This is a genomic window from Yoonia ponticola (genome assembly GCF_014199395.1).
Taxonomy (GTDB): Bacteria; Pseudomonadota; Alphaproteobacteria; order Rhodobacterales; family Rhodobacteraceae; genus Yoonia; species Yoonia ponticola.
Genome location: NZ_JACIJM010000003.1, coordinates 360,069 through 379,669, shown reverse-complemented (window position 1 = coordinate 379,669; position 19,601 = coordinate 360,069). Strand labels below are relative to the sequence as shown.

Here is a 19,601-nt window from a genome sequence, read left to right as displayed (position 1 = left end):
GTTTACACCTCTGCCTGTTTGCCGTGGTTGTAATTGGATGGACCGCGCGTACGGAACGCTTCGCGGAAATGCACTGGCTCTGGGCCGTTTTCGCCGTCCTTGGCGTCGGCCAGATAAGCGCCTGTCACTTGATCGCGTTGGGCGTTTGCCTCAAGCAGACGTAGGTCAGCGTGGGCTTCATCCTCGAGCAATTCTGCCTCTGAGATATCGCCGGTCCATGTGCTATCAACAGTGAACCAAACCGCGTCGCCAGACAGCAAGTGGTTGGTTGTGATGACTTTTGGTGTGAATTCGCGGGCCATTATGCAAGCTCCTCAAGGGGTAAAGTGTCCGCGACGTCCAGCGCCGCACGTGGGGCAAGCCCGTAGAAAGTAATCGCCGGACCGCGCAGATTTGCGCGTGTCAGGGTAGGTTCCAATTCGGCCAGCGTGGTCGCGATGATCTGTTGATCGGTGCGGCTGACGTTTTCAATAATCGTCACGGGCGTGGCAGGGTTGGCACCATGCATCAGCAAACGCCCTTGGATAAAGCGGGCAGATTTCTTGCCCATATAAATCGCGGCAACCTCGCCGTTCTGCGCCAGCGCACGCCAGTCGTGATCTGCGTAACCTTTGGTGTCATGGCCCGTGATAAAGCGCACAGACGAATTGCGATCCCGCTTGGTCAGGCTTTGCCCGATATTGGCGACAGCGGCAGACGCAGCGGTAATGCCCGGCACAACACGCCAGCTGATCCCAGCCGCATCACATGCGTCGATTTCTTCGTCCAGACGACCAAACACAGTTGGATCACCGGCTTTCAGGCGCACAACATGATGACCCTTGAGGGCGTGTTCCACGATCAGCGCATCAATATCACCTTGGGCCATGGCGGGGCCAAATCCGGTTTTACCCGCGTCAATAATCGTGGCTTCGCGACGGGCGAGTTCCAGAATTTCCGGCGTGACTAAACGGTCATGGATCACCACGTCGGCTTTATCTAAGGCATTGCGCGCCTTCAGCGTCAGCAATTCTGGATCACCCGGACCTGCGCCAACCAGATCAACGTGACCGGCCTTTTCAGTGGTCATAATGTGCTTATCCAGCAGCGTTGCCAGCGTCGGGATCACAGCAGATTTGCCTTCGGCGTCAACAGCCTTTGGACCTGCGTTAAAATAGAATTCAGACCAGAAGCTGCGGCGCTTGCCACCCATCGGCAGCACGTCAACTGCGTGGCGGAATGTCTTGCCGATCTTGGCTAGCAGACCCAACGATACAGGCAACTGTGCCTCGATATCGGCCTTGATCTTGCGGGCCAGAACGGGGGCAGCACCCTCTGTCCCAATCGCCACAACAACCGGATCGCGGTCCACAATCGCAGGGGTGATAAAGTCGCTGTCGTGCAGGTTATCCACGATATTGACCTGCGCACCCTCAGCGTGGGCAATCGCCGCGACACGGGCGTCCTCAACATCGTCTTCGTTTGCCGCATAGAACAACACGGTGTCCACCGCGTCGCCCGTTTGCATGGCCCGCGCAACAAAAGTCAGTTTACCGTCAGCGGCCCAGCTGTGGATTTCGGCAGCCGCGTCATCCGCGTAGACGACAACGTTCGCTGTGGTCTTCAAAATCAAGCGCAGTTTAGCCATCGCAGCATCGCCACCGCCCGACAGGACAATGCGGCGACCGGATACGGCCATGAAGACTGGAAAATGATCCATCCGAAAACCTCGTGTGTTTGTTACCTTCTATATAGAACATTATTCTGGTTATTGCCCACATGCTCAGATAACAAAGGACATATGTTCCCTCACGAGGCCGAAGTAGGCAGTATTTCCCACGAGACGAAGGATTTTGGAATGAATGTGCGACTAGACGATGTGGATCGGAAAATCCTCAAGGCAATGCAACGCGATGCCTCACAAAGTCTTGATGATATTGCCCGCGAAGTAGGCTCGTCCAAGACGCCTGTGTGGAACCGGATCAAGAAAATGCGCGAAGGGGGAATCATTGGCCAGCAGACTGTTTTGCTGGACGCAGAGGCGCTGGGGTTTGAGGCGTGTTTCTTTGTGTTGATCCGCACGTCCGAACACGAAGCAGACTGGCAGCAGAAATTTCTCGCCGCTCTGCAAGCCCGTCCCGAGGTCCAAGAGGCGCACCGTTTGGCGGGTGATATCGACTACATCCTGAAAGTGCGGGTGCAAAACGCGCGGGCCTATGACGTGTTTTACCAAGCCCTGATTTCAGAGGTCCGCGTGTTCAACGTCACAGCGCTACTGTCGATGGAAGAAATCAAATCGACGGTTGCATTGCCGCTCTGACGGGATCAGACGGATACCATCAGCGCTTCAAGTCCATGGAAATGATAGACATTTCCATACTTGGGCGGGGCTGCAATCGCGAGATTCGGGCAGCGGTCAAACAGAATTCCCAGCCCGATTTTCAGCTCTAACCGCGCCAGTGGTGCGCCCACACAAAAATGAATACCGCCGCCAAAACTGGTGTTCTGCTTCACCGCGCGGGTCGGATCAAAGCGGTCAGGATCGGGATAAGCCGCCGGATCGCGGTTCGCAGCGCCCAACATACAAGCGATCTGGTCGCCGCGTTTGAACTGATGGCCGCCCAATACCACGTCCTCGTAAACGTGCCGCGTGAACATATGCAGCGGCGGATCATAGCGGAGAATTTCCTCGACACAGCCATCGGTGATATCGCGGTGGCCGGTTTCCAGCAGCGTCTTTGTGCCGTTGCCAATTGTATGCACCGTGGCCTCGTGACCCGCGTTCAGGATCAAAATACAGGTGGTGATCAGCTCGTCTTCGCTGAGTTTTTCGCCGCTGTCCGTGGCCGCGATCAAAGTCGAAATTAGATCGTCGGCGGGGGATTTGCGTTTCTCTGCGATCACGTCGCGCAAATAAGCGGTAAAGGCGAGGGCGGCGGCACTGGCCTGATCTTCGACCTCGCGGGTGCGTCCGGCCTGATACATTGCGACCATTGCATTGGACCACGCAAGCAGTTGGTCCGCATCGGTTTCAGGTACGCCCAGCAATCGCGAAATGATAATCACCGGCAGCGGTTTGGCAAAAGCGTCCAATAAATCAAAGGGTTCGTCAGGGAACTGATCAATCAACTGATGCGACAACGCGGCAATCTGTGGTTCAAACTCTGCGATCTTGCGCGAGGTAAACGCCCGTAAAACCTGCCCCCGCAGGCGCGTATGCACTGGCGGTTCCAACTCCAACATCGAGTGGGCTTCGATCGCGTAGAATGGCTTCATATGGTCGGCAATCGGCTGAACCAACTCGGCAGGCTGTTCGCGGCCCATCCGTTTATCGCGCAACGCCAACCGCACAGTCTCGTAAGACATCGCGCAGGCAGCATTATACGTATCCCACCACACGAACTCATCTTGCGCGCGCACGGCGGCATAAGTCGGGTAGGGGTTCTGGACAAATTCGGGGTCTGTCGGGGACTGATCAAAGCGTTTCATCACATATATTTGCGCCGTTTTCGGGCAAGGTGCAATCGGTTCTGCGCGGTGATGTGGTGCTTTATTTTTGGTAGATTTTGGGTGGTAAGGACGGCGCGTGCCATATGCGCCGTCCTGCTTTGTGCGGGCGGGAGCCTCCGGCGGGGATTTTGAAGAAGTCAAAGAAGCCGGAGGTCGCGTTATATTTTAGGCGTTTTCGAGCGCTGTGATGATAGGCGAGAAATCTGCAGCTGTCAGGCTTGCGCCGCCGACTAATGCGCCGTCAACGTCCACGACTGCGAAAATATCAGCCGCATTGCTGCCTTTGACAGAGCCGCCGTAGAGGATGCGAAAGCCGTCGCCATCTGTGAAACGCGCGGTCAAGCGGGCGCGGATGTGGGCGTGAACTTCGGCGATTTGATCTAGCGTCGGGACCTTGCCCGTGCCAATCGCCCAGACAGGTTCGTAGGCGACAACGGTGTTCGCGGCGGTCGCAGTGTCGGGGATCGATCCGGCGAGTTGTGCATCAAGCACGTCCAGGGTTGTGCCGCCTTCGCGTTCGTCGAGTGTCTCGCCGATGCAGATGATTGCGGTCAGGTTCGCGTCGTAAGCTGCGGTGGATTTGGAAGCGATCACAGCGTCTGTTTCACCATGATCCGTGCGCCGTTCCGAATGGCCCGTCAGCACATACGTCGCACCAGCCGCAGCCAACATGTCCGCGCTGATATCGCCCGTATGCGCACCGCTTTTGGCGGTGTGGCAATCCTGACCACCAATCGCGAGCGGAAAAGCCGCAAAGATATCAGCGGCTTGGGCGACTAGCGTGCTTGGCGGGCAAATCAGCACGTCAACATTTGGCGTCGGATGTGCCGTGATGAGCGCGTTCAACTGCGCCAATTCTGCAGGCGTTCCGTTCATTTTCCAGTTTCCAGCGGCAAGTTTGCGACGCATTGGCGATCTCCTATTGGGGTTGTGGGGCTGTGGTATCGTTGTTGCGACAGGATGCAAAGTACATCATGACATAGGCCAAGTCGCAGGAGGCTATGATGATCCCGAGAATTGACGCCAAAGCACTGATTGATCCGAATGATCCGGGCCATGCAAATGCACGTGCCGCGGCGGTCACTGGGGCTGCGGATATCGGGTTTCTGACGGTCTATAACACACCGATTTCGGCCAGGACGGTGCGAGATGTAATCGAGACGTACCGCGCGTTTTTCCACCTGCCAGCGGGCCAAAAGGCGGCTTATGATATGGCACAAACCGGATCAAATCGGGGGTGGGGTGCGCAGGGATCGGAACAGGTCGATCCGAGTGCAAATCCTGATTATAAACAAGTGTTTGACTGCGGCCTGCCCGTGGCAGAACACGCGCCGCTTGCTGCGTTGAACCTGCCCGCATATGCGCCAAATATCTGGCCGGATCAGCCTGCGGGTTTTGCGGAAACGTTGCCGGCATACTACCGTGATACGGTGGCTTTTGCGTTGGACTTGCTCTGTGCGATTGCCGATGCGGTGGGTGAAGATGGTGCCTATTTCCGCGACAAATTCAGCCACCCGATGGCTCTGTTGCGGGGTAACTTTTACCCTGAACGGCCCGCTTGGGCGACGGACAAGGATTTCGGCATTGCGACCCATACCGACTATGGTTGTTTGACGTTGCTGGCGACGGATGGCTCCGCTGGATTAGAGGTGCGTAAGCGGGGCGGCGGCTGGATTCCGGTGGCCGCACCGCCGGGTGAATTCGTCATTAACTTTGGTGAAATGTTAGAGATGTGGACCGCGAAACGTATCGTCGCGACACCCCATCGAGTGATTGGTACGGATGCGGAACGGATATCTGTGCCGCTGTTTTTCAACCCGAACCACGATGCGGATGTTTCGCCAAAGGGCGGCGATCCGATCATGGCCGTGGACCATCTGCAAAAGCGGTTTAACGAGACCTATGTGCATTTAAAAGATGCAGTAAATCCAAAGGATTAGAGAGCGATTAGAGCACGCCGCGCAAGGGCGCAGGCCGTGTCGGGATCGTCAAGAATATCCTCAGGGATCGCATAGTAGGGCATGTTGTGGAACTGGTCGGTTTGGGCGTCGAACAGGGCAACCGGATTTTTGGTTTTCAGGTACAGACACCCATCACTGGACTGCAATGCAAACACCGTGCCGTCGTGATAGAGGCACATGCCGCCGAACATTTTGCGGGTCGTGAGCGCACCAAGATCGTTAAACAGATCAACGGCGAACGCGATGTCACCGTCGCTTAACGACATTGGTTGATTAGGCTCATGCGGCGGAGATGTCTTCGTTGAATTTGATGCTTTCGCCGCAACCGCATGCGTCCACGACGTTGGGATTGCGAAATTTGAATCCAGCTTCGAGCAGTGAGACCTCGTAGTCGATTTCGGTGCCGAACAGGAACATCTGCGCCATCGGTGCGATCATGACGCGCGCGCCGTCTTGTTCGACGACTTCGTCCATTGGATCGACCTCGGACACGTAGTCCATGGTGTATTCCATGCCCGCACAGCCGCCTTTTTTAACGCCAATGCGCAAGCCTTGCGACCCGTCTTTGGTCATCAGCTTTGCAATCTGCGCAGCGGCTTTATCGGTGATTGAAACGGCTTGCTTGCCGGGAATGCCAAACATGGGGTGCCTCCTAGGGATAAGGTTAACGTAGGCGGTCGGTTGGATCAGTTCAAGGTGCGGCCCGAGTTTGATGTTCACGTCTGTGACAACGACCCTAACACCCAATCGTTAAGAAGTCGTCACCAGTCAGATCACATGAACCCAAGTTCGAGACGCGCTTCGTCGGACATCATGTCCATGCCCCATTGCGGCTCGAACGTCATTTCGACATCGACGTGTTTTACGCCGGGAAGAGGTTCGATCGCGTCGGCAACCCAACCTGGCATCTCGCCTGCCACAGGACAGCCGGGGGCGGTCAGTGTCATGGTCACGTTCACAGCGTTATCTTCTGCGATATCAATGGTGTAGATCAGGCCAAGGTCGTAAATGTTCACCGGAATCTCTGGATCGAACACAGATTTACAGGCCATCACGATGTCGTCGTAAAGCGGGTGGTCGGTGCTGGACGGGGCGATCAGTGGCGCGCCTTCCATCGGTGTGCTTGCGTCGGTCATTGGCGTATTTCCTGCTATTCCTGACCATTCATATAGGGTTTGGAGCAGGGGGCGTAAAGGGGGCGGGGGCCTGCAATCTTAACGATTTGGTCATGTCACAAGGCGTGCACAACCCGTGCACAAGGCGTGCACTGTCTTTGCAGGTGGATTACGGGGGCGGATATGTCATGTTGCGGGGCGTGTGACTGTAATTGTTAACGGAAAAATACCTTGGATTTGTCAGAACAGATATATCGCGGCGGTTTTCATAGCGTGATGAAGCACCGCGACAATAAGCGGATACCTTATACCGATCCGCAGGCGTATTTGCCCGCCGTGGATTGTGATTTTGACGCATTAGAGGTTGCGGTGGTGACTGCGCCGCAGGGTGACACGTCCGAGTTAAACGATCTGGCATTGCGGGACGTGGAATATCGCGCTGAATTTCAGGGGCAGAGCCAGCTTTTCTATATACATGCGATGTTGATTGCGAACTTGCGTCGTGACAACGCAGCACCCGAGACCGCCGCATTGTTCCATCGGTTGTGGGCCGAAAAGGGGCGTCTGCTGGCCGAGGCATTGCCGATGCGCTGGCGCATATCAGCGGCGACGACCTTTGCGGATTGGGGTGTCACGATGGAGCAGCGCAGCCTTGGGATGGGGCTTTCTGTTCTGTTCGACATGATTAAGTTCGTCGAATCTGAACGCCGCTTTGTGGGGCAGGCGGGCGACACGCCCTTGGTGCGCTCTGACGGGGCGGATCAGATCAGCATTGCCTTTGATATGCAGCCCTACAGTTTTCATCGCGGCGATTTGGACCGCAACATGTTGGCGCGCCTGTGGGATTTGGCCGAAGGGGAACGGGTCATGTTTCCGCTCGCCAAAGCGATGTTGTTTGCGTTGATGATGGACAAGCGGACGATCTTTGCACGCGCACAAGCGTTCAAGGACGGGCAGGGCCGCCGCTAAACGCGATTGTCCGTGGGGTCAAAAGGCAACGCGAGGCTTTTCAAATCGCTGCCGCTCGGCCATATGCGGTGACAAATAAGGACGCTTTTGGCATGACTGACCGCTTTTCATTTAATCTGAAACACACCGATGGCCGCGCACGGACTGGCGTGATTTCCACCACACGCGGCGAAATCCGCACGCCTGCGTTTATGCCAGTGGGCACGGCTGCGACCGTCAAGGCGATGATGCCGGAAAGTGTCGCGGCGACTGGCGCGGACATTCTGCTGGGCAATACGTATCACCTGATGCTGCGGCCAACGGCGGAACGGATTGCCAATCTGGGCGGTCTGCATAAATTTATGAACTGGGACAAACCGATCCTCACGGATAGCGGCGGGTTTCAGGTGATGAGCCTGTCGGACCTGCGTAAAATGTCCGAGAAAGGTGTGCAGTTTCAGTCCCATATTGATGGCTCAAAACATTTCTTGTCGCCGGAACGGTCGATGGAAATCCAGAAATTGCTCGGCTCTGATATCGTCATGTGTTTCGACGAATGCCCCGCGTTGCCTGCGGATCGCACGCGGCTAAATGAGTCGATGCAGATGTCGATGCGGTGGGCGGCACGGTCCAAGGATGCCTTTGGCGACCGCCCCAGCCATGCGTTGTTTGGTATTCAGCAGGGCGGGTTAGAGCAGGATCTGCGCGAAGAAAGCGCAAATGCGCTGACCGAGATCGGCTTTGACGGGTATGCGGTTGGCGGGCTTGCTGTGGGCGAGGGGCAAGAGGCGATGTTTGGTTGTCTCGACTTTGCGCCAGAACAATTACCAACTGATAAACCACGCTATTTGATGGGCGTTGGCAAACCGGATGACATCGTGGGGGCTGTAAAGCGCGGCATCGACATGATGGACTGCGTGCTGCCGTCGCGGTCGGGTCGTACTGGCCAAGTGTTCACGCGCAATGGTGTGGTTAATATTAAGAACGCCCGCCATGCAGATGATCCGCGTCCGTTGGATGAAAAATGCACCTGTCCGGCCTGTTCAAAATACTCGAGGGCCTATCTGCATCATGTATTCCGGTCGCAAGAAATGATCTCGGGGATGCTGCTGACGTGGCACAATTTGCACTATTTCCAAGAGATCATGCAGGGGATGCGCGACGCGATTGCGGCGGGCACATTTGCCGCATGGGAAGCAGATTTCCACGCGGGTCGCGCAAATGGTGATATCGAACAGCTTTGACCCCGTGTTCTCCTGAAAGGTGCAATTTCAGGAAACATTCGTTAATATTTGGGCGTTACGGTGGCGGCTTATCGCCAATGTGGACAGGATCGCGGCAATGCAGTGGAAAAGCTAATTCAATTGGGAATTCTTTGCGCTATGGCTTGCCCCTTCTGGCACGAACAGTCAAAATACACGCCAATGAGACAGCAGCACTGGTTGAAGGCGGGGCTTTAAGACCCCAAATGTAAAAACCAGACAGGAAACAGGGCGAGTTGCCGCGACGCGGGGCCGATCTGTTTGCCGCAAAGAAGGAAAAAGAGATGCAAGAACCATTGAGTTCATCTTACCCCGTATTGCCGTTGCGCGACATTGTGGTGTTCCCACATATGATCGTGCCGTTGTTCGTGGGTCGTGAAAAGTCTGTCCGCGCCTTGGAAGAGGTGATGCAGGACGACAAACAAATTCTGCTGTCCAGCCAGATTGATCCCGGCGAGGACGATCCAGCGCAAGACGGCATCTACAAGGCCGGTGTGCTTGCCAATGTTTTGCAACTGCTGAAATTGCCCGATGGTACTGTGAAGGTGCTTGTCGAAGGGCGCAGCCGTGTGCGGATTACAGGGTTCCTTGATAACCCTGATTTCTTTGAAGCATCAGCTGAATATCTGACCGAAATGCCGGGCAATGAAGACGAAACAGACGCATTGCTGCGCTCTGTTGCGGCTGAATTTGAACGCTACGCAAAGGTTAAGAAAAACATCCCCGAAGAGGCGATGGGCGCTGTTGGTGAAACAACAGAACCTGCGAAGCTTGCCGATTTGGTGGCCGGACATTTGGGTATCGAAGTGGCGCAAAAGCAGGAATTGCTGGAAACGCTGTCCGTGTCCGAACGGCTGGAAAAAGTCTACGGTCTGATGCAGGGCGAAATGTCCGTGTTGTCGGTCGAGAAAAAGATCAAGACACGCGTCAAATCCCAGATGGAGCGCACCCAGCGCGAATACTATTTGAATGAGCAAATGAAGGCCATTCAGAAGGAACTTGGTGACGGCGAAGAGGGCCAGAACGAAGTTGAAGAGCTGGAAGCGAAGATCGCGGAAACCAAGCTGTCCAAAGAAGCGCGCGAAAAGGTCGACGCCGAGCTGAAAAAGCTCAAGAATATGTCGCCGATGTCCGCCGAAGCCACGGTTGTGCGCAACTATCTGGACTGGATTCTGGGCGTGCCTTGGGGTGTGAAATCCCGCACGAAAAAGGATCTGGCTGGCGCACAAAAGGTGCTGGATGCTGACCACTTTGGCCTTGAAAAGGTTAAGGAACGGATCGTCGAATATCTGGCCGTGCAGCAACGCTCTAAAAAGCTGAAAGGCCCGATCATGTGCCTTGTTGGCCCTCCGGGTGTTGGTAAAACGTCGCTTGGTAAATCGGTTGCTAAGGCAACTGGTCGCGAATTCATCCGCATTTCCCTTGGTGGTGTGCGTGATGAATCCGAGATTCGCGGTCACCGCCGGACCTACATTGGCTCTATGCCGGGTAAAATCATCCAAGCCTTGAAAAAGGCGAAGACGACGAACCCGCTGATCTTGCTCGATGAAATCGACAAGATGGGCCAAGATTTCCGTGGCGATCCTGCGTCAGCGATGCTTGAGGTGCTTGATCCGGAACAAAATGGCACATTCGTCGATCACTACCTTGAGGTGGAATATGATCTGTCGAACGTGATGTTCCTGACCACGGCGAACTCTTACAACATGCCTGGGCCTTTGCTGGACCGGATGGAGATTATTTCGCTGTCGGGTTACACCGAAGACGAAAAGCGTGAAATCGCACGTCAACATTTGCTGCCAAAAGTCCTGAAAAATCACGGGCTGAAGGGTAAGGAATTTTCGATCGCTGACGATGCGCTGACCGAAATGATCCGTCGGTATACCCGTGAAGCGGGTGTGCGGAACTTGGAACGTGAATTGGCCAAGATTTGCCGCAAGGCAGTGACCAAGATCGTGAAGAAAGAGGTCGTCAACGTTGAGGTGAACGCCGCTAATCTTGACGATTATCTTGGTGTCGCGAAACATCGTTACGGTCTGGCCGAAACCGAAGATCAGGTTGGTGTTGTGACTGGGCTTGCTTGGACCTCTGTTGGGGGCGAATTGCTGTCGATTGAGGCGCTGAACCTGCCGGGTAAAGGGCGCATGAAAACAACGGGTAAGCTGGGCGATGTGATGAAGGAATCCATCGACGCGGCGTCATCTTATGTGCGCTCGATCAGTCCCGAAATCGGTGTGAAACCACCGAAGTTCGACAAGATCGACATCCACGTACACGTGCCTGACGGTGCGACACCAAAAGACGGCCCATCTGCCGGTTTGGCCATGGTGACGTCGATTGTGTCGGTTCTAACAGGCATTCCAGTGCGTCGCGATATCGCGATGACGGGCGAAGTGTCGTTGCGCGGTAACGCAATGCCAATCGGTGGCTTGAAAGAGAAACTGTTGGCGGCGCTGCGTGGCGGGATCAAAACTGTATTGATCCCTGAAGAAAACGCCAAGGACTTGCCGGAAATCCCGGCCAACGTGAAAGAAGGTCTTGAGATCATCACGGTGAAACACGTGTCCGAAGTGTTGAAGCATGCGTTGGTCCGTCAACCGGAACCCATTGAATGGGACGCCGAAGCAGAAGAAGCCGCCGCCGCTGCAAAAGCGCTTGGTACGGGTGGCAATTCCGCTGGTGCAGTCGCACACTAACTCGCGATAAGACGTAAAATACAAAAGGGCGCGGCCATGGTTGTGCCCTTTTGTTTTTCCCCGTTGCTGTGTCGTTTGGACCCAGTAGGGTAGGTTAAACCGTAAAAGAGGGCCCCATGGCTGATAATGATTCCCCCGACGACAAAACTGTAAAACTCGAAGCTGGCACACCGACGCCTAAGGCTAAACTGGCACCGGTCAACACCGGCCCGAAACCGGTGACGGTGTCCGTGCCGACAGCGACACCCGTGTCCGCTGGCGTGAAAACTGCGATGGCCGCCACGATTGCCGAAGATGGCCCGATCAAAAAGGGCGAGCTTTTGGATCAAGTCGTTGAAAAATGCGGCGTGAAACGGTCTGACGCCAAGATGGTTGTCGAGGCGTTATTCGAGGTCATGGCGACCAACCTGATTAACGAAGGTGACTTGCACGTGCCCCCGTTGGGCAAGCTGAAATTCATCAAATCCAAGGAAGTAGGCCGGGGCGCCAAGGCGATCACGCTGAAATTGCGCACCCCAAATACACAAACCGAATGATGATGTGACTTTCGGGGGTTGCAGTCCTGCGGCACTCGGATTAAATCCACCGTTATCGGGTGATTAGCTCAGTTGGTAGAGCGCTTCCTTTACACGGAAGATGTCGGGAGTTCGAGCCTCTCATCACCCACCAGATTTTCAAAGGCGTGCCAACCATGGTGCGCCTTTTCTGCATAATGGGGTCGCCGCATGACATTTCCAGAACTGTATATCCTGCGCCACGGCGAAACCGAATGGAACGCCGAAAACCGGATGCAAGGCGCGTTGAATTCGCCGCTGACGGACAAGGGTTTGCGGGATGCAGCGCGGCAGGCTGCGATTCTAAACGGGCTTGATCTGACGGGGTTTCAGTTTTTGTGCAGTCCGCAAGGACGCGCGTTTCAGACCGCTGGTCTGGCGCTGGGGCGGATCGCGGCGGATATTCACACCGACGACCGTTTGCGTGAAATCGGGGTTGGTGATTGGTCTGGTGTGCTGCGCGACGGGCTTCCGGTGCCTGAGGGCAAAGACCCGTTCATGGCCCAGTACGAGATTGCCCCGAGTGGTGAAGGATTCGCACGGTTAGAGGTGCGTTGTCGCGCGTTCCTCGCTGATCTGACTGGCCCAAGCGTGTTGGTCACACATGGAATCACCAGCCGCATGTTACGGTCGATCGTGGCGGGCGAGGGGGCTGTTTCGGTCCCCACGATCCATGGCGGGCAAGGCTGCGTTTACCATTTGAAAGATGGCGTGCAAAAACTACTTGAGTAACGCGCGACGATAGCCTAAACGACGCAAATCGGGTGATTAGCTCAGTTGGTAGAGCGCTTCCTTTACACGGAAGATGTCGGGAGTTCGAGCCTCTCATCACCCACCATTCCTCCTAGGGTTTTGTTAGTATTTGGGTTTTGCTGTCCGTTGGCCTGACCTTGGCGTGTTTGCTGTAAGCTCTGCCAATTCGTGTGGAATTCCCCTCTAAACCTCCCACCCAAAAAGAAAATCACATTTTCTTTGTTTTCTGTGTCCTGCGTTCTTGACGCCCCCCAACACCCAGCATAGAAGCCTCCCAACGTCGCAAGATGTTGAGAGATGCGCGGTTGTAGCTCAGCTGGTTAGAGTACCGGCCTGTCACGCCGGGGGTCGCGGGTTCGAGCCCCGTCAACCGCGCCATCCTCTCTTTTCCTCACAGTATATGACGACTTATGACACTTGCGTTAGGTGCCTGTCGCGGACTGCTTTCCTGCAGTATTGATGCCGCAAGTTAACCTTGCAGGAGCATCCCATGACCTTTTCACGCCGCCATTTCTTAACGCTATCCGCAGCCGCGTCTTTTGCTGCCGCCGCACCAAGCTTTGCCTTCGCGCAGCAAGCGATTCCGATCTACGCCGAAGACGGCATTGCGATTGATGGCACCGATGCGGTTGCCTATTTCACCGAAGGTGCACCTGTCGCTGGGTCTGCGGAATTTACCTTTGACTGGCAGGGTGCCACGTGGCGTTTTTCTACCGCCGAGAATCGCGACACATTTGCGGCTGACCCGACGGCCTATGCGCCGCAGTACGGCGGCTATTGCGCCTATGCGATCGCTGACAGTGGTGCGCTGGTTTCTACCACACCAGAGGCATGGTCTATTGTGGATGGTAAATTGTACCTGAACTATTCGAACCGCATTCAGCGCCGCTGGGAACGTGACATTGCGGGCTACATCGCCGCGGGCGACGCGAAATGGCCAGAGATCATCGCGGAATAACGCGCGATTTCGGGCAAGCAGGGTGATCCGCTTGCCTGACTTTCGCGATTTGCAGAAAACTTCGCAGATCGGGGCGATTTAGCGTTGACGGGTGGGGTGCTTCCTTCTATTCCACCCGAACGCGCGGTTGTAGCTCAGCTGGTTAGAGTACCGGCCTGTCACGCCGGGGGTCGCGGGTTCGAGCCCCGTCAACCGCGCCACTTTCCACATTATGATGAATTCGCTATGCGACGCTGCTTCCAATTTGTTTGGAGAGCGGCGTTTTGCGTTTGTCGCGGTCATTTGGCCGCGTAAGGAATGCTTAACGTGTTTGCAGTAGGCTGATCGCAGCGTCCAAGATCGTGTCTTGGCCGGATTGCGCAGCAGTGACATCGACGGGGATCGTCACATCAGGAGGAATACCAATATGTTCAAAGGAATCACCGGTCATGCTGAGGTAGCGTTGGTGCGATAGCCCCAGTTCCCAGCTGTTTGGAAGGGTGACCGTCATCACGTCAGACAGGCTGCCAGAGGTGGATCCGCCCATTGTTGTGACCTGCGGCAGTTCGCGCATCGCGAGCGTAAAGATTTCAGCCGCAGAGCCGGTGTAGGGGCTGGTCAGCACGACGGTGGGGATATCCGTGGTTGCGGGATGCGGTGTAAGCATTGCCGTGAACGGCGTGGTGTAGCCGTTGTCGGTGCGTGTGGTTTTGGTAAAGGCGGGCAGGGCGCTGTCGGTGAAATACCCAGTGTAGGCCATCGCCACGTCGTCTGAGCCGCCGGGATTATAACGCACGTCGAGGATGATTCCGTCGGCGTCGGAAAGATAGGCTAGCACTTGGCTAAGTGCCTGGGATGCTGCGACATTTGCGCGTTGGCCGATGCCTGTGTTGGGGGCCATATGGGCCATGTAGACGTAGCCGATGTTGGGTGCGGCCCAACCGACTTGCAGGCCTGTTGCGCTAGGTGCGGATAGGTCAGGTACAGCGGCGAGCGTTGTGTCGCGTACGAGGTGGCGGGCGTCGTGCCATGCGGTGGGCAGGGCAGGCGACCAGACGTCGGTGTCTGTTGCGATATAAACGTGGTTATCGTCGAGGCCCGCGAGCAAGTCTTTGAGCAGCGCCAAGACGCCTGCATCGTCTCTGGACGAGCCTGCTGTGGGGCGCAGCGATTGTCGTGCCGCCCAGTCGATGCCGTGCGTGTCGAAATGCGCGTAGTGGCTGTTCATGGCCCCCCAGACGGCGTCGAATATGCTGGCCTCTGAATTGGATGGCGGTGTGTCGCATAGTGCGGGCACCTCTGCGATCCGGTCCGCATAGATCGGGTTGAGAATGCCGGATGAGGTAAGTTTGAGGCGGTCGTCGGTGATGTCGAATGTGACACCTTCGACCAAGTTCACGAGGCCCATGTGTGCGGGCGCTTTTTGGTCGTGAATGCAGTAGGTGTCGCCGGATTGGTAAACGTTGATGGTCAGGCCGGTGATATCGATCACCAGCCCGTATCCATCGGTTTTCCATGTGCCGCGTATCTCTTGGGGCGGGGCGTAGTAGACCCACGATATGCCAAGCGCTAAAACGCCTGCCAGCAGCATGGCAACGGTCCACCCCAAAATACGCTTCATGTCTTAGTCCTTTGAAAGCGCGTGCAAAATACGCGCCCAGCTGCGGATACCTTTGTGGAAGCTGGACAGGTCGTATTTCTCGTTCGGGCTGTGGATCGCGTCGTCGTCTTTGCCGAAACCGATCAACATTGCGTCCATATCGAGCACCCGTTTGAAGTGGCCAGCAATCGGGATCGACCCGCCGCAACCGACATAGGCCGCCGCATTTGGCCATTCGTCGGACAGCGCATTCGCGGCTTTGGCGAAGGCCGGGTTTTCGGTGGACATTTGCCCCGCAGCGGATGCGCCGTGCGCGTGGAATTCGACCTGACAATCGGCGGGGATCATGTCCGTGACCATCTTGCGGAACGCTTCGCGAATTTTGTGCGGGTCTTGCGTGCCAACCAAGCGGAAGCTGATTTTTGCGGATGCTTTGGACGGCAGCACGGTTTTGAAACCGTCGCCAGTGTAGCCGGATGTCATGCCGTTGACTTCACACGTCGGGCGCGACCAAATCATTTCGAGCGGGCGACGACCCTTTTCACCAGCGGGAATCGATAGGCCGACTTCACCAAGGAATTCTTTTTCGTCGAACTTGAGATCGTCCCAGCTGGCTGCCAATTCGTTAGACAGCTCTGGCACGCCGTCATAAAAATCGGGCACCGTGACCGCGCCATTTTCGTCGTGCAAGGATGCGATAACTTTGGCCAGCACGCGCGCAGGGTTCATGGCAAGCCCGCCGTACATGCCGGAATGCAGGTCCAGTTTCGGGCCCGTGATTGTGATTTCTTCGCCCAAAAGCCCGCGTAATTGCGTGATGATTGCGGGCGTGCTGTCGCCGTAAAGGCCCGTGTCGCAGATCAAGGCGACGTCGGCGGTCAGTTCCTCGGCGTTGTCTTTCATGAAGGGCACAAGCGACGGCGAGCCTGATTCTTCTTCGCCTTCAAAGAAGATCGAAATTTTGCCGGGCAGGGTGCCGTGCACGGCTTTCCATGCGCGGCAGGCTTCGACAAATGTCATCAACTGGCCTTTGTCATCGGACGAGCCGCGACCGCGGATGACTTTGCCTTTGGCGGTGTCTTCGACTTGTGGATCAAACGGATCGTTGTCCCAAAGGTCAAGCGGATCAACGGGTTGCACGTCGTAATGACCGTAGAACAGCACATGCGCGCCGCTGTCGCCTGTGTGCGCCATGACCATCGGGTGGCCCGGTGTTGGCCGTTTCGAGGCGTCAAAGCCGATTGTCGCCAGATCATCCACCAACCAGTTCGCCGCTGCGTCGCATTGGTCCTTGTAGGCCGGATCGGTCGAGATCGACTGAATGCGCAACAAGTCGAGCAGACGCGCCGTTGCGGCATCAAGGTCTGCATCAATTTTGGCGAGAACGGGATCTAGGGCTAAGGTCATGGTGGACTTCTTTCTTTCGGAACCTGAGTTTTGCACATAGGACGCCAATTCCGGCGGTCTTGCAAACAGATCGCCGGACCAATTTGGCGATCGCGCACGCTTTACCTTGGGTAAGTGCATGTTTTTGATGTAGATCATATCGGAGGTGCTTCGGGTATGTGATTTTGATCAGATCGAGGGGGCGGCAATTTGTAGCGCGTCAAAGCGTATTGATGCGCGGGGACCCGCCCTATATGAGACCTAGAAAGGTTCTAGATTGGTGTGCCGCCAATGACTTGGACCGCTGCTAAGACGAAGGAATACCCGGTGGATTATAACGGACAATTAGATGCAGCAATTAAGCGTCTGCATGATGAAGGTCGCTACCGGACGTTTATCAACATCGAGCGCACGCGCGGTCAGTTCCCCCACGCGACGTGGAACAAAGAAGACGGCACCACGGCGCCTGTGACTGTTTGGTGCGGGAACGACTATCTTGGCATGGGCCAGCATCCGGTTGTGATGAACGCGATGCACGAAGCAATCGAAGCCACAGGCGCGGGGTCTGGCGGGACGCGCAACATTTCCGGCACCACCGTTTACCACAAGCTGCTTGAAGCCGAATTGGCCGATCTGCATGGCAAAGAAGAGGCGCTGGTGTTCACATCCGCCTACATCGCCAATGACGCGACCTTGTCCACGTTGCCAAAACTGTTCCCCGGACTGATTATCTATTCGGATGAACGTAACCACGCGTCAATGATCGAAGGTGTGCGTCGCAATGGCGGGGCGAAACGGATTTTCCGGCACAATGATCTCGCGCATTTGCGTGAATTGCTTGAGGCTGATGACAGCAACGCACCCAAATTGATCGCGTTTGAATCGATTTATTCCATGGACGGCGACTTTGGTCCGATCAAGGAAATCTGCGATCTGGCCGATGAATTCGGCGCATTAACCTACATCGACGAAGTCCACGCCGTTGGCATGTACGGCCCACGCGGGGCAGGTGTGGCGGAACGTGACGGGTTGATGGGGCGTATCGACATTATCAACGGCACCTTGGCCAAAGCGTATGGCGTCATGGGCGGCTATATCGCGGCCAGCGCGAAAATGTGCGATGCGGTGCGGTCTTACGCACCCGGCTTTATCTTTACCACGTCACTGCCGCCAGCGATTGCGGCGGGGGCTGCGGCCTCTGTGAAGCACCTCAAGACCGATCAGGACTTGCGCGACCAGCAGCAGACACAAGCCGCGATTCTCAAATACCGTCTCAAGGGCATGGGCCTGCCGATCCTCGACGAAGGCAGCCATATCGTGCCGCTGATTGTCGGAGATCCTGTGCATACCAAGGTGCTTTCTGATCGTTTATTGTCGGATCATGGCATTTACGTACAACCGATCAATTTCCCGACTGTACCACGCGGCACAGAGCGTTTGCGCTTTACCCCGTCGCCTGTGCACGGTCCTGCCGAGATGGATGCGCTTGTTTCCGGATTGGATCTATTGTGGAGCCACTGTGCGCTGAATCGCGCCGAATTGGCTGGGTGACCTCACATTTTTGTGCTTTCTGCATGTGCAAGCAACTTCATGTTGTGTTAGGAATTACCTGTTACTGCTAGGATTCGGGACAGATTGCGGCGGTATAGGGGACACTAGCGGGCTACGGGACAAGTATGATCGTCAAGGGATTCAGACGTAATCGCGTTCAGCAAGAGGCTGAATCGAACGGTTTTGACGCATTCGATTTGCGGCTTGGCGACATGATGCGTGGTGAACGGGCAACCATGGGCAAAAGCCTGTTGGACGTTCAGCGCGAGCTCAAGATCAAAGCAGCGTATATCGCGGCGATTGAAAACGCGGACCCGACTGCATTTGACACACCCGGATTTATTGCAGGCTATGTGCGGTCTTACGCGCGTTATCTGAATATGGACCCCGATTGGGCGTTTGATACGTTCTGCGGCGAAAGCGGTTTTGTGACAGCGCACGGCATGTCTGCCGAGGCTTCAGCTGCGAAACCATCCACGCTGAAAAAGTCCCCTGCAAAGGGCAACGATATTTTCTCGTCTTCCGCGACGCCGTTCATTCCGTCGGGTGACGCGATGTTCAGCCGGATTGAGCCGGGCGCAATTGGATCGGTCCTTGTGCTGGTCGCGTTAATCGGCGGCATTGGCTACGGCGGCTATACCGTTCTGCAAGAAGTGCAGCGCGTGCAATTCGCGCCTGTCGAGCAGACGCCGACAGTTGTCTCCGACATTGACCCGCTGGCGGGTGGCGCAAATATCGCCCCCGAAACCGAAGATGTGGCATCTTTCACAGCACCGTCGGTTGAAGCGTTGGATCGGTTGTACCGTCCAGCCGCACTTGATGTGCCTGTATTGGTATCACGCGACGGCCCGATTGCGTCGTTGAACCCCGGTACATTCGGCGTGGCCAGCAACGAAGCGACACCGACAACAGATATGACCGCCGTTGAACGCGCCTTGGCCGAAGCTGTTGGCGGTTTGCCACCTGTGAGCGGCGTTCAAGTGCTCGAAACACCTGCACCTGCAGTGCAGATGGTCGCCGTGCGTCCCGCTTGGGTCCGCGTCAAAGCGGCAGACGGCACGACAATTTTCGAGGCCACAATGCAGGCCGGTGACACGTTCAACGTGCCACAGACCGAAAGCCCAGCAACATTGCGCGTGGGCGAAAGCGGCGCGATCTACTTTGCGATCAACGGCACGCATTACGGCCCTGCTGGCCCGCGCGGGCAGGTCACGTCAAACCTCGCGATGTCCGTCGATGGCCTGACCGCCAGCTACACCGTGGCCGATATCACGTCTGACAGCGATCTCGCCGAAGTTGTGCGTGTCGCAGAAGTGATCCCTGCGGCACAATAACCTGCGCTGACCCGT

General features: G+C 56.1%; 19 protein-coding genes and 4 tRNA genes. 14 read left to right on the top strand and 9 right to left on the bottom strand.

The features are described 5' to 3' along the window. Window positions 1–2: 2 nt before the first annotated feature. Both FHS72_RS06895 and cysG read right to left on the bottom strand, forming a co-directional pair. Window positions 3–302, bottom strand: a complete 300-nt coding sequence (locus tag FHS72_RS06895; RefSeq protein ID WP_183527430.1) for a DUF2849 domain-containing protein — start codon at window positions 300–302, stop codon at window positions 3–5. Beyond that, window positions 302–1,699, bottom strand: a complete 1,398-nt coding sequence (cysG, locus tag FHS72_RS06890) for a siroheme synthase CysG (RefSeq protein ID WP_183527428.1) — start codon at window positions 1,697–1,699, stop codon at window positions 302–304. The genes FHS72_RS06895 and cysG overlap by 1 nt, the downstream gene beginning before the upstream one ends. Window positions 1,700–1,837: 138 nt before the next feature. Here cysG and FHS72_RS06885 point away from each other — a divergent pair, with 138 nt between their 5' ends. Then, window positions 1,838–2,299, top strand: a complete 462-nt coding sequence (locus tag FHS72_RS06885) for an Lrp/AsnC family transcriptional regulator (RefSeq protein ID WP_183527426.1) — start codon at window positions 1,838–1,840, stop codon at window positions 2,297–2,299. 5 nt (window positions 2,300–2,304) lie between these two features. Here the strand turns inward: FHS72_RS06885 and FHS72_RS06880 are convergent, their stop codons facing one another. Next, window positions 2,305–3,468 (bottom strand): cytochrome P450, encoded by a 1,164-nt coding sequence (locus tag FHS72_RS06880; protein ID WP_183527424.1) that lies wholly within the window; start codon window positions 3,466–3,468, stop codon window positions 2,305–2,307. A 186-nt stretch (window positions 3,469–3,654) separates the two neighbouring features. After that, window positions 3,655–4,398, bottom strand: coding sequence for a triose-phosphate isomerase (gene tpiA / locus FHS72_RS06875; protein WP_183527422.1), 744 nt, complete (start codon window positions 4,396–4,398; stop codon window positions 3,655–3,657). Between the two features lie 95 nt (window positions 4,399–4,493). Between tpiA and FHS72_RS06870 the strand changes: the two genes are divergently transcribed. Further along, complete coding sequence (locus FHS72_RS06870) at window positions 4,494–5,429, top strand: isopenicillin N synthase family dioxygenase (RefSeq protein ID WP_183527420.1); 936 nt, start codon at window positions 4,494–4,496, stop codon at window positions 5,427–5,429. Here the strand turns inward: FHS72_RS06870 and FHS72_RS06865 are convergent. From FHS72_RS06865 to FHS72_RS06855, 3 genes are all read right to left on the bottom strand, one after another. Next, complete coding sequence (locus FHS72_RS06865) at window positions 5,426–5,716, bottom strand: TfoX/Sxy family protein (protein WP_183527418.1); 291 nt, start codon at window positions 5,714–5,716, stop codon at window positions 5,426–5,428. The two genes, FHS72_RS06870 and FHS72_RS06865, sit on opposite strands and share 4 nt — an antisense overlap. A gap of 13 nt (window positions 5,717–5,729) precedes the next feature. Further along, window positions 5,730–6,092, bottom strand: a complete 363-nt coding sequence (locus tag FHS72_RS06860; RefSeq protein ID WP_183527416.1) for a HesB/IscA family protein — start codon at window positions 6,090–6,092, stop codon at window positions 5,730–5,732. Window positions 6,093–6,223: 131 nt separating this feature from the next. Continuing rightward, window positions 6,224–6,586 (bottom strand): SUF system Fe-S cluster assembly protein, encoded by a 363-nt coding sequence (locus FHS72_RS06855; RefSeq protein ID WP_183527414.1) that lies wholly within the window; start codon window positions 6,584–6,586, stop codon window positions 6,224–6,226. 210 nt (window positions 6,587–6,796) lie between these two features. Between FHS72_RS06855 and FHS72_RS06850 the strand changes: the two genes are divergently transcribed. The 10 genes from FHS72_RS06850 (at window position 6,797) to FHS72_RS06805 (ending at window position 13,936) form a co-directional block, all read left to right on the top strand. Next, a complete protein-coding gene (locus tag FHS72_RS06850) occupies window positions 6,797–7,534 on the top strand; it encodes a hypothetical protein (RefSeq protein WP_183527412.1) in 738 nt (245 codons plus the stop codon). 92 nt (window positions 7,535–7,626) lie between these two features. Next, window positions 7,627–8,757, top strand: a complete 1,131-nt coding sequence (gene tgt / locus FHS72_RS06845) for a tRNA guanosine(34) transglycosylase Tgt (RefSeq protein WP_183527410.1) — start codon at window positions 7,627–7,629, stop codon at window positions 8,755–8,757. A 302-nt stretch (window positions 8,758–9,059) separates the two neighbouring features. Then, the gene (gene lon / locus FHS72_RS06840; RefSeq protein WP_183527408.1) at window positions 9,060–11,471 is read left to right on the top strand and encodes an endopeptidase La; all 2,412 of its coding nucleotides are present in this window, start codon (window positions 9,060–9,062) and stop codon (window positions 11,469–11,471) included. A 116-nt stretch (window positions 11,472–11,587) separates the two neighbouring features. Continuing rightward, window positions 11,588–12,007, top strand: coding sequence for an HU family DNA-binding protein (locus FHS72_RS06835; RefSeq protein ID WP_183527406.1), 420 nt, complete (start codon window positions 11,588–11,590; stop codon window positions 12,005–12,007). A gap of 57 nt (window positions 12,008–12,064) precedes the next feature. Next, window positions 12,065–12,140 (top strand) — tRNA-Val (locus FHS72_RS06830). Window positions 12,141–12,196: 56 nt separating this feature from the next. Further along, the gene (locus FHS72_RS06825; protein ID WP_183527404.1) at window positions 12,197–12,757 is read left to right on the top strand and encodes a histidine phosphatase family protein; all 561 of its coding nucleotides are present in this window, start codon (window positions 12,197–12,199) and stop codon (window positions 12,755–12,757) included. A gap of 30 nt (window positions 12,758–12,787) precedes the next feature. Then, a tRNA-Val gene (locus tag FHS72_RS06820) sits at window positions 12,788–12,863 on the top strand. 216 nt (window positions 12,864–13,079) lie between these two features. After that, window positions 13,080–13,156, top strand: a tRNA-Asp gene (locus tag FHS72_RS06815). Window positions 13,157–13,268: 112 nt separating this feature from the next. Next, window positions 13,269–13,736: a YHS domain-containing (seleno)protein gene (locus FHS72_RS06810; RefSeq protein WP_183527402.1), complete on the top strand. Its 468-nt coding sequence runs from the start codon at window positions 13,269–13,271 to the stop codon at window positions 13,734–13,736. 123 nt (window positions 13,737–13,859) lie between these two features. After that, window positions 13,860–13,936: transfer RNA gene (locus tag FHS72_RS06805), tRNA-Asp, on the top strand. A 101-nt stretch (window positions 13,937–14,037) separates the two neighbouring features. On the opposite strand, the gene FHS72_RS06800 is transcribed toward FHS72_RS06805, so the two are convergent. Beyond that, the gene (locus FHS72_RS06800; RefSeq protein WP_183527400.1) at window positions 14,038–15,336 is read right to left on the bottom strand and encodes a S41 family peptidase; all 1,299 of its coding nucleotides are present in this window, start codon (window positions 15,334–15,336) and stop codon (window positions 14,038–14,040) included. A gap of 3 nt (window positions 15,337–15,339) precedes the next feature. Next, a complete protein-coding gene (locus FHS72_RS06795) occupies window positions 15,340–16,722 on the bottom strand; it encodes a M20/M25/M40 family metallo-hydrolase (protein WP_183527398.1) in 1,383 nt (460 codons plus the stop codon). Window positions 16,723–16,992: 270 nt separating this feature from the next. On the opposite strand from FHS72_RS06795, the gene hemA reads away from it, so the two are divergent. Next, complete coding sequence (gene hemA, locus FHS72_RS06790) at window positions 16,993–18,252, top strand: 5-aminolevulinate synthase (protein ID WP_183527396.1); 1,260 nt, start codon at window positions 16,993–16,995, stop codon at window positions 18,250–18,252. A 125-nt stretch (window positions 18,253–18,377) separates the two neighbouring features. Further along, complete coding sequence (locus tag FHS72_RS06785) at window positions 18,378–19,586, top strand: helix-turn-helix domain-containing protein (protein WP_183527394.1); 1,209 nt, start codon at window positions 18,378–18,380, stop codon at window positions 19,584–19,586. The last annotated feature ends 15 nt before the right edge of the window (window positions 19,587–19,601 follow it).

Coding starts and splice junctions, on each gene's coding strand:
- FHS72_RS06895 (WP_183527430.1), bottom strand. CDS start 302: ATGGCCCGCGAATTCACACCAAAAGTCATCACAACCAACCACTTGCTG.
- cysG (WP_183527428.1), bottom strand. CDS start 1,699: ATGGATCATTTTCCAGTCTTCATGGCCGTATCCGGTCGCCGCATTGTC.
- FHS72_RS06885 (WP_183527426.1), top strand. CDS start 1,838: ATGAATGTGCGACTAGACGATGTGGATCGGAAAATCCTCAAGGCAATG.
- FHS72_RS06880 (WP_183527424.1), bottom strand. CDS start 3,468: ATGAAACGCTTTGATCAGTCCCCGACAGACCCCGAATTTGTCCAGAAC.
- tpiA (WP_183527422.1), bottom strand. CDS start 4,398: ATGCGTCGCAAACTTGCCGCTGGAAACTGGAAAATGAACGGAACGCCT.
- FHS72_RS06870 (WP_183527420.1), top strand. CDS start 4,494: ATGATCCCGAGAATTGACGCCAAAGCACTGATTGATCCGAATGATCCG.
- FHS72_RS06865 (WP_183527418.1), bottom strand. CDS start 5,716: ATGTCGTTAAGCGACGGTGACATCGCGTTCGCCGTTGATCTGTTTAAC.
- FHS72_RS06860 (WP_183527416.1), bottom strand. CDS start 6,092: ATGTTTGGCATTCCCGGCAAGCAAGCCGTTTCAATCACCGATAAAGCC.
- FHS72_RS06855 (WP_183527414.1), bottom strand. CDS start 6,586: ATGACCGACGCAAGCACACCGATGGAAGGCGCGCCACTGATCGCCCCG.
- tgt (WP_183527410.1), top strand. CDS start 7,627: ATGACTGACCGCTTTTCATTTAATCTGAAACACACCGATGGCCGCGCA.
- lon (WP_183527408.1), top strand. CDS start 9,060: ATGCAAGAACCATTGAGTTCATCTTACCCCGTATTGCCGTTGCGCGAC.
- FHS72_RS06835 (WP_183527406.1), top strand. CDS start 11,588: ATGGCTGATAATGATTCCCCCGACGACAAAACTGTAAAACTCGAAGCT.
- FHS72_RS06825 (WP_183527404.1), top strand. CDS start 12,197: ATGACATTTCCAGAACTGTATATCCTGCGCCACGGCGAAACCGAATGG.
- FHS72_RS06810 (WP_183527402.1), top strand. CDS start 13,269: ATGACCTTTTCACGCCGCCATTTCTTAACGCTATCCGCAGCCGCGTCT.
- FHS72_RS06800 (WP_183527400.1), bottom strand. CDS start 15,336: ATGAAGCGTATTTTGGGGTGGACCGTTGCCATGCTGCTGGCAGGCGTT.
- FHS72_RS06795 (WP_183527398.1), bottom strand. CDS start 16,722: ATGACCTTAGCCCTAGATCCCGTTCTCGCCAAAATTGATGCAGACCTT.
- hemA (WP_183527396.1), top strand. CDS start 16,993: ATGACTTGGACCGCTGCTAAGACGAAGGAATACCCGGTGGATTATAAC.
- FHS72_RS06785 (WP_183527394.1), top strand. CDS start 18,378: ATGATCGTCAAGGGATTCAGACGTAATCGCGTTCAGCAAGAGGCTGAA.